Origin of the sequence: Azospirillum brasilense (genome assembly GCF_001315015.1) — a bacterium.
GTDB lineage: Bacteria > Pseudomonadota > Alphaproteobacteria > Azospirillales > Azospirillaceae > Azospirillum > Azospirillum brasilense.
In genome coordinates this window covers 873,612-886,035 of the sequence record NZ_CP012914.1, presented here as the reverse complement: position 1 = coordinate 886,035, position 12,424 = coordinate 873,612, and the positions used below count along the sequence as shown (strand labels likewise).

Below are 12,424 nucleotides of genomic sequence, written 5' to 3'. Positions count from 1 at the left end.
ACATCCCGCCTCGCCGGAAAATCCCATACCCCCAACGGATGAAAAGGGCGCGGCGCGCGAAGATTTTGGGAAACAACGAAAAAGTATGGACTGGTTGGCGCGGTGTCGGACTGCCGGTATGCTGATCCAGCGGTCGAAAGGCGGATAAAAATGAGCATCTGGGGCAGCGTCCTGGGCGGGGCGGCCGGTTTCACCATTGGCGGCCCGATCGGGGGCCTGATCGGTCTTGCCGCCGGCTACGCGGTGGGGCGCGGCATCCGCGGCCTGTGCGGCCCGGCGGATGGGACCAAGTCCATCGCTTTCACCATCGGTGTGATCGCCCTGTCGGCGAAGATGGCCCGCGCCGACGGCGTGGTGAAGCGGGTTGAGGTGGATACCTTCAAGCGCCTGTTCCGCGTCCCGCCGGAGGAGCTGGACACGGTGGGCCACGTCTTCGACCTCGCCCGCAAGGACACCCACGGCTTCGAGGAATACGCCCAGCAGATCGCCGGCCTGTTCGAGGACCGCCGCGCCGTGCTGGAGGAGTTGCTCGACAGCCTGCTGGCCATCGCCGAGGCCGACGACGAGTTGCACGAGACCGAAGTCGAGTATCTGCGCACCGTCGCCCACATCTTCGGCTTCACCGACGAGGAGTTCGAGCGCATCGTCGCCGGCCACCACATCGCCGGCACGCCGAACGAGACCGATCCCTACGGCGTGCTCGGCGTCTCCCGCCGCGCCGGCGACGAGGCGATCAAGGCCGCCCACCGCCGTCTGGTGCGCGAGCATCACCCGGACGTGCTGATCGCCCAGGGCATGCCGCAGGAGTTCGTGGATCTGGCGACGCAGAAGATCGCCGCCATCAACGCCGCCTTCGACCGGATCGAGAAGGAGCGCGCGCGCGGCTAAAGCCAGGCGTCGCGCCTTCCTTCCCGGCCGACGCATCCCCGCCCCGGCGCAATCGGGTGTCGCGAGCCTGCGGACCGCACGCTATATAAGCACACCTCCGCACACCGTACCGTTGGGTCATGGCTCCTCCCGCTCCGATCACCGCGCTCCAGGGCGTGTCCGTCACCTTCGGTGGCCGTCCGCTGTTCGAAACCATCGACCTGTCCATCGGACGGGGCGACAAGGCCTGCCTGGTCGGGCGGAACGGGTCCGGCAAATCGACGCTGATGAAGGTGCTGGCCGGCATGATCCAGCCGGACGGCGGCACCGTCTTCACCCAGCCGGGCGCCCGCATCGCCTATCTGCCGCAGGAGCCGGACTTCACCGGCTGCGCCACGGTCCACGACTACGTCGCCGCCGGCCTGCCCGCCGACGAGCGGGACGAGACGCACCGGGTGGACGCCGTGCTGGACCGGCTCCAGGTGCCCGGCCATCTCGACCCCAACACGCTGTCGGGCGGCGAGGCGCGGCGCACGGCGCTGGCCCGCACGCTGGTCGGCGCCCCCGACGTGATGCTGCTCGACGAGCCGACCAACCATCTCGACCTTCCCACCATCGAGTGGCTGGAGGAGGAGCTGCTGGCCTACCGCGGCGGTCTGCTGCTGATCTCGCACGACCGCAGCTTCCTGAACCGGCTGGCCAAGCGCACGCTGTGGCTGGACCGCGGCACGGTGCGCGCCACCGACCGCGGCTTCGCCGAGTTCGAGACCTGGCAGGCCGAGGTCTTCGAATCGGAGGAGATCGCCGCCCAGAAGCTCGACCGCAAGATCGAAGGCGAGATGAAGTGGCTGCGCGAGGGCATCTCCGCCCGGCGCACCCGCAACATGGGCCGCGTGCGCGCCCTGCTCCAGCTCCGCACCGACCGCGCCGAGCGAATCAAGGGCGGCCAGCAGGCCAAGCTCGCCGTCGCCGAGGCCGAGCGCGGCGGGCGCCTCGTCATCGAGGCCGAGCGCATCTCCAAGGGCTTCGACACGGCGGACGGCCGCAAGACCATCGTCAACGACTTCTCCACCCGCATCCTGCGCGGCGACCGGGTCGGGCTGATCGGGCCGAACGGCGCCGGCAAGACCACGCTGCTGAAGATGCTGACCGGCCAGATGGAGCCCGACGAGGGCACGGTCCGGCTGGGCACCAACATGGAAACCGCCTATTTCGACCAGCGGCGCGACGGGCTGGACCCGGAGGACACCATCCGCAAGGTGCTCTGCCCGTTCGGCGGCGACAGCGTGATGGTCAACGGCCAGCCGCGCCACGTCGCCGGCTACATGCGCGACTTCCTGTTCGACACGCGCCAGCTCGACAGCCCGGTCAAGGCGCTGTCCGGCGGTGAGCGCAACCGGCTGCTGCTTGCCCGCCTGTTCGCGCGGCCGAGCAACATGATGATCCTCGACGAGCCGACCAACGACCTCGACATGGACACGCTCGACCTGCTGGAGGATGTGCTCGGCGATTATCAGGGCACGCTGCTGCTGGTCAGCCACGACCGCGACTTCCTCGACCGGCTGGTCACCAGCACCATCGCGGTGGAGGGGGACGGCGTGATCGCCGAGTATCCCGGCGGCTATTCCGACTATCTGGTGCAGCGCCCGCCGCCCAAGGAGAAGGCCGCCGCCCCGGCCAAGGCGAAGCCCGCCGCCGCCCCGGCGGCCGCCAAGCCGAAGGGCAAGCTCAGCTACAAGGACCAGCGGGAGCTGGACGACCTGCCCGCCCGCATGGACAAGCTGACCGCCGAGGTGGCGAAGCTCGAAGCGGCGCTGGCCGATCCCGACCTGTTCGCCCGCGACGCCGCCAAGTTCCAGAAGACGTCCGATCAGTTGCAGGCGAAACAAAACGAGCTGGCCGCCGCCGAGGAGCGCTGGCTGGAGCTGGAGGCCCTGCGCGAGGAGCTGGAAGGCGGCCGCGGATGAGTCTGCGCGACTCGCTGCTGGCGCTCCTGGTCATGGCGACCTGGGGCCTGAACTTCGTCGTCGCCAAATGGGGTCTGGCGGAATTCCCGCCGCTGTTCATCATGGCGCTGCGCTTCCTCGCGGTGGCCGCGCTGATCCTGCCCTTCAAGCGGATTCCCTGGAGCGCGGTGCGCCCCATCGCGATCCTGTCGGTGACGCTGGGGACCGTGCATTTCCCGCTGATGTTCACCGGGTTGAACGGCATCGACGCGGCCACCGCATCGCTGGCCGCGCAGGCCCAGGTGCCCTTCTCCTCCCTGCTGGCCGCGCTGGTCTTCAAGGACAAGCTGGGCTGGCGCCGCGCCGCCGGCATGGCCGCGGCCTTCGCGGGCGTCGCGGTGATCGCGGGCGAGCCGCGGCTGTCCGGGTCGCTGGTGCCGCTGTTCATGATCCTGGGCGCCAGCTTTGCCTTCGCCGTGGCCAGCATCCAGATGAAGCTGATCGTCGGGGTGGACGGCTTCGCGCTGAACGGCTGGATGGCGCTGTTCGCCGCCCCGCAGCTGCTGCTGCTCTCCATCCTGTTCGAGGAGGGGCAGATGGCCGCGCTCACCGACGCCACCCTGTGGGGCTGGGGCGCCATCGCCTACATGGCGGTGGGCGTGACCATCGGCGCCTATGGGATGTGGTACCCGCTGCTGCGCAAATACTCGGTCAACCAGACCATGCCCTTCCTGCTGACCGTTCCGGTTTTCGGCGTTCTGGCGGGCGTTCTGCTGATGGACGACCCCTTCACGCTCCGTCTGGTCCTGGGCGGGCTGTTGACCGTGGGCGGCATGGCCGTCATCGTGAAGCGGCGCCCGACGACGTTGGCGGAGAAGGTGACGAATCCGACCTGAGGAAGCCCGACCCGAGGACACCATGACGCGCACGGGCACCGGATGCATTGACCGCCCCTCCCCCAACCACGGGCCGCGGCCCGAGGGGGTGGGGGTGGAGCTGCTGATTCTCCATTACACGGGGATGCCCACCGCCGAGTCGGCGCTGACCCGGCTGTGCGAGCCCACCGCCCAGGTCAGCGCCCACTACACGGTGGACGAGGACGGCACCGTCTACGCCCATGTGCCGGAGGACCGGCGCGCCTGGCACGCCGGCCTGTCCTCCTGGCGGGGCCGGGCCGACGTCAACAGCCGCTCCATCGGAATCGAGATCGTCAATCCGGGGCACGAGTTCGGCTACCGCCCCTTCCCCACCGTCCAGATGGCCGCCGTGGCCGATCTCTGCCTGGACATCATGGGCCGGCATGGAATCGCGCCGGCCGATGTGATCGGCCACAGCGACATCGCCCCGTCCCGCAAGGAGGACCCCGGCGAGCTGTTCGACTGGCCAGGGCTGGCCGCGCGCGGAATCGGGCTGTGGCCCCAGCCCACTCCGGCGGACGATTCGCCGCTCGACTCGGCGGAATCCGCAGAGGATGTGGCGGCGCTTCTGGGACGCTATGGGTACGACACCGCCGAATCGCGGGTCCTGCTGTCCTTCCAGCGCCATTTCCACCCCGAGCGCCTGACGGGGGAGCCCAATCCCGAAACGCTGCGCCGCCTGCGCGCGCTCCTGCGGATGACCGGGCGCTGAGAATCCGAATCGCCCCTGAACACCGTTGCGAATCGAACGGCGACCCTATACACAGTGCCGCGCCAGATGGCCGGATGGCCGCCTTCGACCTTTTGGATCGGGGGAGGAAAGTCCGGGCTCCACGGAAACACGGTGCCGGCTAACGGCCGGCGGGGGCGACCCTAGGGAAAGTGCCACAGAGAGCAAACCGCCACCGGCCTCGTGCCGGCGGTAAGGGTGAAAGGGTGCGGTAAGAGCGCACCGCGCGCCTGGCAACAGGGGCGGCACGGTAAACCCCACCGGGAGCAAGACCGAATAGGGGCGGCACGGCCCGCCATCTCCCCTGATCCTTGATCGGTTGGGATGGTCTGGGGCCAAGCGCGTTTCCGCGCCGCCGCCCGGGTTGGTTGCGTGAGGCGCCGGGCAACCGGCGTCCCAGATGAATGGCCATCCATCAGGGTAACCTGAGGACAAAACCCGGCTTACAGGCCATCTGGCGTTTATCCCCACCACCTCCGGACAACGGACCACCCCTTTTCCGCAGCGCGGGACTGGGATGGCGTCCCCTTGTCCACAGATGTCCCCAGCTTCATCCACAGCCGGTGGATAACTGTGGGGCAAATTCCCATGCCGTCCCATGCCTCACCACAGCAGGTTACCCCAGCAGGCTATACCATTCGTAGGGTGCGATTCGCCTTTATGGAAAGCCACATGGTGGGAACCATTCGCGGGACTCACGGAACATCCTGCGAACTCTGTGGGGCAACGCCGCGTAATCGCTCATTAGCGCGCTGGTATATTGCCGATTCTCGCCGATTCGGTTCACCTATTTGCACGCTGGCAACACATCGCCCCAAAAGTCTTGACAGCACCATATGAATACTGGAGGGGGCGTTGACGCCCAAACTGTCCCATGCTATCCCATGAAAGCCCAGTTCGGAGGGGGAACTACCCAACCAAGGTAGCCAAACCGGGCGCGTTCAGCGGCAAGAGCGGATAGGGCTTCGCGACGGCGAAGACCGGCAACGGGATAAGGGGGGCGTTCGTCAGGCCGATGGCCATTTTCCTGTCCACATACGTCAACAAAGTTGACAGGAAAGGCCGCTGCTCCATCCCGGCGCAGTTCCGGCAGTCGCTTGCCAAGACGTCGGCTCCCGGTACCGTCTATCTCTGGCCTTCGCTGAATCATCAGGCGCTGGAAGGCGCCGATCAGGATTATCTCGACGTGCTTTCCGAAAGCTTGGAATCCCCCGATCTGGATTCGGACGAGCGCGACATGATCGAGACCTTCATCTTCGGCAAGCTGATCCCCGTCTCGCTGGACACCGAAGGCCGGATCGTCCTGCCCAAGGAACTCGCCGAATTCGCTGGAATCGATGAGGAAGCCGCCTTCATCGGCCGCCGCAAGACCTTCCAGATCTGGGAGCCCGGCGCCCTGAAGGCCCATGAACAGACGCTGCGCGACCAGGTCGTGCGCAAGGACATTTCGCTGAGCCAGATCGTCGCCAAGGCGTCCCGCGCCGCCGCCGGCCGGGCAGGGGAGGGCGCATGATCACCCCCGCTCCCACCTCCGCCGCCCCGGCCTCCCCGCACATTTCCGTCCTGCTGAACGAGGTCGTGGACGCGCTCTCCCCGCGCGACGGCGGCGTCTATGTGGACGGCACCTTCGGCGCCGGCGGCTATGCCCGCGCGATTCTCGACCGGGCCGACTGCCGCGTCTGGGGAATCGACCGCGATCCCGAAGCCATCGAACGCGGCCGTAAGCTCGCCCTCGCCTATCCGGGCCGGCTGGAGATCGTCGAAGGCCGATTCGGCGACATGGACCGGCTGCTCGCCGAGCACGGCGTCGAATCGGTGGACGGCGTGGCGCTGGACATCGGCGTCTCCTCCCCGCAGATCGACGAGCCGGAGCGCGGCTTCTCCTTCCGATTCGATGGCCCGCTCGACATGCGGATGGGACGCGATGGGCCGACCGCCGCCGACGTGGTGAACACCGCCACCGAAGCCGAGCTGGCCGACATCGTCTTCCATTACGGCGAGGAGCGCATGGCCCGCCGCGTGGCCCGCGCCATCGTCGCCGCGCGTCTGGACACCCCGTTCGCGCGCACCAAGCAGCTGGCCGACGTGGTACGGTCGGTGGTGCCGAAGGGGAAGGGCGACGCCATCGACCCGGCGACCCGCACCTTCCAGGCGCTGCGCATCCATGTGAACGACGAGCTGGGCGAGCTGCGCCGCGGCCTCGCCGCCGCCGAATCGCTGCTGAAGCCCGGCGGCCGCCTCGCCGTCGTCTCCTTCCATTCGCTGGAGGACCGGGAAGTGAAGACGTTCCTGAAGGAACGCTCCTCGCCCCCGCCCTCCCCGTCCCGACACGCGCCGAGCCTTGCGGCGGACGCGCGTTCCCCATCCTTCCGGCTCCTGTCGCGCAAGCCCATCGTGCCGACGGACCAGGAAGCCCACAGCAACCCACGCGCGCGCTCTGCCCGGCTGCGCGCGGCTGAACGCACGGCGGCGCCGGCCTATCCGGCGCCCGGCAAGGAGGCGGCATGAAATACAAATCCGCACTTTTCTGGGGTGGCCTGATCGCCGCCGCCGGCTTCGTCCTGTTCGAGACCAGCTACGAGGTTCAGGAGCTGGAGGAAAAGCTGGGCTCGCTCAACCGCAAGATCATGGTGGAGCAGGAGGCCATCCAGGTCCTCAAGGCCGAATGGAGCTTCCTCAACGACCCGACCCGCCTCGAGAATCTGTCGCGCGAGCATCTGGCGCTGCAGCCGACCGAGGCGCGCCAGTTCGTGGCGATGAACATCGTCCCGATGCGCCCCTCCCCCACCGTCGCGCCGGAGGAAGCCCCGCTGCCGCCGATGGTCCGCAACCAGACGCCGGGCAAGGTGCCGAACGTGGCGACGGCCTCGACCGGGGACAGCGTCGTGGGCGCCGGCGCCATCGTTCAGGGTGGCATTCAGGGTGGCGTGGTGATCCCGGCCTCGGCCTCGCCGATCAAGCCGGCCCCGATCAAGCCCTCGGCCATCGTGCCCGCCTCGGCCAAGGTCCCGCCGCTTCCTTCGGCCGCCAAGTCCGCCCCAGCACCGGTGGTGACGACCAGGCCGACGGAAGTCGCCACCAAGCCGCCGGTCACCTCCCGGACGCTGGCGCCGCCCGCGGCCCGTCCGCAGCCGCAGCAGGCCGGCTTCCAGGCCGCCCCGCCGCCGGCCGCGCCGGCCCAGCATGACAGCATCGGTCTTCTCGTCGCCCGTCTCGGAGCCAACCGATGAGCGTTCCGCCGCCCGGCGTCGATCCCGCGCACGGCGCCTACAGCGTTCCGCCCCCGGCTTCCAAGCCGCGGACGTCGCTGTCGGTCGCGCTGGAGCAGAGCCGGAACCGGTTGATGGTGACCGCGGCCATGGTCGCCGTGGTCTTCTCCGCCATCGGCGTGAAGCTGGTGGACGCGACGCTGTTCAACCACGCGGCGGAACCGCGCCCGCGCATGGCCGCGGAGGTCGACGCCCCGCCGGTCAACCGCGCCGACATCGTGGACCGCAACGGCAACCTGCTGGCGACCTCGCTCGCCACACAGTCGCTCTATGCCGACCCGAAACTGGTGAGCCGCCCCGACGAGGTGGCGCGCAAGCTGACCACCGCCCTGCCGGAGCTGGACTACAAGGACCTGCTGACCAAGCTCAGCGGCGACAAGCGGTTCGTCTGGATCAAGCGCAACCTGACGCCCAAACAGCAGGCGGCGGTGTTCCGGCTGGGCCTGCCCGGCGTCTATTTCGAACGGGAGGAGCGCCGCTTCTACCCGGCCTCGAACCTGACCTCGCATCTGGTCGGCTTCACCGGCGTGGACAACAACGGCCTCGCCGGGCTGGAGCAGCAGTTCAACAAGCGCCTGACCACCGACCCGAAGCCGCTGCAACTGTCGATCGACCTGCGCCTTCAGCACATCATGAAGAAGGAATTGCAGACGACGATCGAGGAGTTCAGCGCCATCGGCGCCACCGGCATCATCTATGATGTCCGCAACGGCGAAGTCATGTCGATGGTCTCGCTGCCCGATTTCGACCCGCACAACCCCACGGGACTTGACCCGGACACGCTGTTCAACCGCGCGACGCTCGGCGTGTACGAGATGGGCTCCACCTTCAAGATCTTCAACACGGCGATGTCGCTGGATTCGGGCAAGATCCGCGTCTCCGACACCTTCGACACGATCAACAACATCAAGGTGGGCCGTTTCACGATCCGTGAATACCATCCCTTCCGCCACAACCTGACGGTGGCGGAGGTGTTCCAGGAATCGTCCAACCTCGGGTCGGTGCGCATGGCCATGTCTCTGGGCGTGCAGCATCAGAAGTCCTTCATGACCAAGCTGGGCATGACCCGCCCGACCTCGCTGGAGCTGCCCGAGAACGGCTGGCCGCTGGTGCCGAATCCGTGGCGGGAGGTCAACACCATGACCATCTCCTTCGGCCACGGCATGTCGGTCAGCCCGATGCACACGGTCAATGCGGCGGCCTCGATCATCAACGGCGGCGTGCTGCACCCGCCGACCCTGCTGAAGCGCGACCCCGCGGTCGAGATCCCCGGCGAGCAGGTCATCAGCCCGAAGACCTCGGCGATGATGCGCCGCCTGTTCCGCTTCGTGGTCACCGACGGCACGGCGAAGTCGGCCAACGCCAAGGGCTACGTCGTCGGCGGCAAGACCGGCACGGCGGAGAAGCAGAAGGGCCGGAGCTACGCGCGGAACTCCCGCATGTCGTCGTTCCTCGGCGCCTTCCCGATGCACGATCCCCGCTACATCGTCTATGTCCTGGTGGACGAGCCGAAGGGCACCAAGAAGACCTACGGCTTCGCCACCGGCGGCTGGGTCGCCGCTCCCGCGGTCGGCCGGATCGTGAAGCAGATCGGCCCGCTGCTGGGCGTCCAGCCGGTGGACGAGGCTTCCCCCGAGGTCATCAACGCCACCTACATCAACACCGCCGGTCAGACGACCCCGCCCGCACCGCCGCCTCCGCCCGCGCAACCGAAAGGCAGCACCGTTGCTTCTGTCCCACCTGCTGGCAACAAGCCGCGCTGACACGGCGTCCGCCACCGAGGCACCCGCCGTCGAAGTGACCGGGCTGACCGCGGACAGCCGCGCGGTCAGGCCCGGTTTCGTCTTTGCCGCCCTGCCGGGTGCGAAGGCGGACGGGCGCGCCTTCATCGCCGATGCGCTCGCCAAGGGCGCCGTCGCGGTGGTGGCGCCCATCGGGACCGCCCTGCCCGCCGGCAGCGCCGCGACTCTGGTCGCGGACGAGCAGCCGCGCCGCCTCTTCGCACGCCTCGCCGCCGCCTTCCACGGGCGGCAGCCGGACACCGTGGTCGCCGTGACGGGGACCAACGGCAAGACCTCCACCGTGCAGTTCGCCCGCCAGATGTGGGACCTGATGGGCCTGAAGGCGGCCAGCCTGGGCACGCTCGGGCTGATCGGGCCGGGGCTGGACGATTACGGCGGGATGACGACGCCGGACCCGGTGTCGCTCCACCGTGACCTCGCCGCCGTCAAGGACAAGGGGATCGAGCATCTGGCGATGGAGGCGTCCAGCCATGGGCTGGAGCAGTTCCGACTCGACGGCGTCGTCCTCAAGGCCGCGGGCTTCACCAACCTCACCCGCGACCATCTGGATTACCACGGCACGATGGAGGCCTACCTCCAGGCCAAGGCGATGCTGTTCGGACGGGTGTTGCCTGATGGGGGAACCGCCGTCCTGAACGCCGACAGCGGCACCTTCGCCGAGCTTGCCGGGATTTGTTCACAGCGCGGTCACCGCGTCTTCGGATACGGTCTGGCCGGTCGCGAGATCCGGGTGAACGGGGTCGAGCCGCTGGCCCACGGCCAGCGCCTGGACCTGACGGTCCTGGGCCGCGACATCACCGTGGACCTGCCGCTGGCGGGCCGCTTCCAGGCGTGGAACGTGCTGTGCGCGCTCGGCCTGGTGATCGGCTCCGGCGCGGACCGTGACGAGGCTCTGGCCACCCTGACCCGCCTGGACGGCGTGCCGGGACGCCTGCAGCACGTCGCCACCCACCCCTGCGGGGCGGCGGTCTATGTCGATTTCGCCCACACGCCCGACGCGCTGGAAACGGTGCTGGTGGCGCTGAAGCAGCACGCCCGGAACCGCCTGATCGCGGTGTTCGGGTGCGGCGGCGACCGCGACCGCGGGAAGCGGCCGGTGATGGGGGAGCTGGCCGGCCGTCTGGCCGACCGCGCCATCGTCACCGACGACAACCCGCGCACCGAAGTGCCGGCGGCCATCCGCAAGGAGGTCCTGGCGGGCCATCCGGCCCTGGAGGAGATCGGCGACCGGCGCGAGGCCATCCGCGCCGCCGTCCGCAGCCTCCGGCCCGGTGACGTCCTGGTCATCGCCGGCAAGGGACATGAGCATGGTCAGATCGTCGGGACGGAGGTCCTTCCCTTCGACGACGCGACCGAGGCACGAGCCGCCGTGGCGGAGGTTGGAGCAGCATGAGCGAGGCCAAGACCGTCCTGTGGACCGCCGAGGACGCCGCCGCCGCCACCAGCGGCCAGGCGACGCGCTCCTGGGCGGCGACCGGGGTCAGCATCGACAGCCGCAAGGTGGCGCCGGGCGACCTGTTCGTCGCCATCAAGGGGCCGAACTTCGACGGGCATGACTTCGTCGCCAAGGCGCTGGAGGCCGGCGCCGCCGCGGCGCTGGTCAGCACCGTGCCCCCCGGCGTGCCGGGCGACGCCTCCCTTCTGGCGGTGGAGCAGGACACGCTGGCGGCGCTGGGCGATCTCGGCCACGTGGCGCGGCTGCGCACCCAGGCCAGGGTGGTGGGCGTCACCGGCTCGGTCGGCAAGACCAGCACCAAGGAGGCGCTGCGCCACGTCCTGTCGGCGCAGGGCCGCACCTTCGCCACCGAAGGCAGCCTGAACAACCATTGGGGCGTGCCCCTGTCGCTGGCCCGCATGCCGGAGGACAGCGAGTTCGGCGTGTTCGAGCTGGGCATGAACCACGCAGGCGAGCTCGGCCCGCTGTCGCGGCAGGTCATGCCCGACGTCGCAATCATCACCACGGTCGAGGCGGCGCATCTGGAGTTCTTCGACTCCGTCGAGGCGATCGCCGACGCCAAGGCCGAGATCTTCGAGGGCATGAACCCCAACGGCGTCGCTGTACTGAACCGCGACAACCCGCATTTCGCCCGTCTGCTCGCCGCCGCACGCACCCAGGGGCTGAGCCGCATCTGGAGCTTCGGCTCTCACGCCGACGCCGACGCGCGTCTGGTGGACTGCTCGCTGCACGCAACCTGCAGCGCCGTGACCGCGGTCATCCGGGGCGAGCGCATCCAGTATTGCCTGGCCCTGCCCGGCCGGCATTGGGTGATGAACAGCCTCGCCGTGCTGTTGGCGGTGAAGGCGCTGGGCGCCGACGTCGCCGCGGCGGCCCGCGCCCTGTCCACCATCGCGCCGGTCAAGGGCCGCGGTACGCGCAAGCGCGTCCAGGCCGCGCGAGGCGCCTTCACCCTGATCGACGAGAGCTACAACGCCAGCCCCGCCGCCATGACCGCGACCTTCGCCGTGCTCGGCAAGATCGACCCCGGGGCCGGCGGCCGGCGCCTCGCCGTGCTGGGCGACATGCGGGAGCTGGGCGACCGCGCCGACACCCTGCACGCCGCGCTGGCCGAACCGCTGCGCGCCGCGCGTGTGGACGCGGTCTACGCCTGCGGCCCGCACATGCGCGCCCTGTTCGACCGCCTGCCTGCCGCCCTGCGCGGCGCCTGGACGGAAACCAGCGCCGAGTTGGCCCCCCTCCTGGCCGGTGCGGTGCGCGGCGGCGACGTGGTGCTGATCAAGGGGTCGCTGGGCAGCCGCATGGCGACGGTGGTGGACGCCCTGTCCGCCCTGGACATCAAAGACAGCAAACAAACCGAAAAGAACAACAACGGCTCCTCGCCCGCGGCTGACACGGATCAGACCGCGGCGCACGGGCACAAAGGCTGACCGCTTC

The 12,424-nt window shown here is 69.1% G+C and carries 10 protein-coding genes and 1 other RNA gene; all 11 read left to right on the top strand.

Translation table 11 applies throughout. The features are described from left to right. The first annotated feature begins 150 nt into the window (after positions 1–150). The gene (locus tag AMK58_RS03995) at positions 151–888 is read left to right on the top strand and encodes a TerB family tellurite resistance protein (protein ID WP_035675371.1); all 738 of its coding nucleotides are present in this window, start codon (positions 151–153) and stop codon (positions 886–888) included. 119 nt (positions 889–1,007) lie between these two features. Further along, positions 1,008–2,834: an ATP-binding cassette domain-containing protein gene (locus AMK58_RS03990; protein WP_014241208.1), complete on the top strand. Its 1,827-nt coding sequence runs from the start codon at positions 1,008–1,010 to the stop codon at positions 2,832–2,834. Then, positions 2,831–3,709 (top strand): DMT family transporter, encoded by an 879-nt coding sequence (locus AMK58_RS03985; protein ID WP_035675372.1) that lies wholly within the window; start codon positions 2,831–2,833, stop codon positions 3,707–3,709. The genes AMK58_RS03990 and AMK58_RS03985 overlap by 4 nt, the downstream gene beginning before the upstream one ends. 22 nt (positions 3,710–3,731) lie before the next feature. Then, the gene (locus AMK58_RS03980) at positions 3,732–4,442 is read left to right on the top strand and encodes an N-acetylmuramoyl-L-alanine amidase (RefSeq protein ID WP_035675373.1); all 711 of its coding nucleotides are present in this window, start codon (positions 3,732–3,734) and stop codon (positions 4,440–4,442) included. 62 nt (positions 4,443–4,504) lie between these two features. After that, an RNA gene (gene rnpB / locus AMK58_RS03975) (RNase P RNA component class A) lies at positions 4,505–4,922 on the top strand. 553 nt (positions 4,923–5,475) lie between these two features. Further along, the gene (locus tag AMK58_RS03970; protein WP_014241212.1) at positions 5,476–5,973 is read left to right on the top strand and encodes a division/cell wall cluster transcriptional repressor MraZ; all 498 of its coding nucleotides are present in this window, start codon (positions 5,476–5,478) and stop codon (positions 5,971–5,973) included. Then, positions 5,970–6,968: a 16S rRNA (cytosine(1402)-N(4))-methyltransferase RsmH gene (rsmH, locus tag AMK58_RS03965; protein WP_035675374.1), complete on the top strand. Its 999-nt coding sequence runs from the start codon at positions 5,970–5,972 to the stop codon at positions 6,966–6,968. Before AMK58_RS03970 ends, rsmH begins: the two co-directional genes overlap by 4 nt. Beyond that, positions 6,965–7,690: a cell division protein FtsL gene (gene ftsL / locus AMK58_RS03960; protein ID WP_035675375.1), complete on the top strand. Its 726-nt coding sequence runs from the start codon at positions 6,965–6,967 to the stop codon at positions 7,688–7,690. The genes rsmH and ftsL overlap by 4 nt, the downstream gene beginning before the upstream one ends. Then, complete coding sequence (locus tag AMK58_RS03955; protein WP_035675376.1) at positions 7,687–9,492, top strand: peptidoglycan D,D-transpeptidase FtsI family protein; 1,806 nt, start codon at positions 7,687–7,689, stop codon at positions 9,490–9,492. Before ftsL ends, AMK58_RS03955 begins: the two co-directional genes overlap by 4 nt. After that, positions 9,455–10,924, top strand: coding sequence for a UDP-N-acetylmuramoyl-L-alanyl-D-glutamate--2,6-diaminopimelate ligase (locus AMK58_RS03950; RefSeq protein WP_236778170.1), 1,470 nt, complete (start codon positions 9,455–9,457; stop codon positions 10,922–10,924). The genes AMK58_RS03955 and AMK58_RS03950 overlap by 38 nt, the downstream gene beginning before the upstream one ends. Then, complete coding sequence (locus AMK58_RS03945) at positions 10,921–12,417, top strand: UDP-N-acetylmuramoylalanyl-D-glutamyl-2,6-diaminopimelate--D-alanyl-D-alanine ligase (protein WP_035675378.1); 1,497 nt, start codon at positions 10,921–10,923, stop codon at positions 12,415–12,417. The genes AMK58_RS03950 and AMK58_RS03945 overlap by 4 nt, the downstream gene beginning before the upstream one ends. Positions 12,418–12,424 lie beyond the last annotated feature (7 nt).

Bases quoted from the DNA above. Each gene is read 5' to 3' on its own strand.
- AMK58_RS03995 (WP_035675371.1), top strand. From the start codon at position 151: ATGAGCATCTGGGGCAGCGTCCTGGGCGGGGCGGCCGGTTTCACCATT.
- AMK58_RS03990 (WP_014241208.1), top strand. From the start codon at position 1,008: ATGGCTCCTCCCGCTCCGATCACCGCGCTCCAGGGCGTGTCCGTCACC.
- AMK58_RS03985 (WP_035675372.1), top strand. From the start codon at position 2,831: ATGAGTCTGCGCGACTCGCTGCTGGCGCTCCTGGTCATGGCGACCTGG.
- AMK58_RS03980 (WP_035675373.1), top strand. From the start codon at position 3,732: ATGACGCGCACGGGCACCGGATGCATTGACCGCCCCTCCCCCAACCAC.
- AMK58_RS03970 (WP_014241212.1), top strand. From the start codon at position 5,476: ATGGCCATTTTCCTGTCCACATACGTCAACAAAGTTGACAGGAAAGGC.
- rsmH (WP_035675374.1), top strand. From the start codon at position 5,970: ATGATCACCCCCGCTCCCACCTCCGCCGCCCCGGCCTCCCCGCACATT.
- ftsL (WP_035675375.1), top strand. From the start codon at position 6,965: ATGAAATACAAATCCGCACTTTTCTGGGGTGGCCTGATCGCCGCCGCC.
- AMK58_RS03955 (WP_035675376.1), top strand. From the start codon at position 7,687: ATGAGCGTTCCGCCGCCCGGCGTCGATCCCGCGCACGGCGCCTACAGC.
- AMK58_RS03945 (WP_035675378.1), top strand. From the start codon at position 10,921: ATGAGCGAGGCCAAGACCGTCCTGTGGACCGCCGAGGACGCCGCCGCC.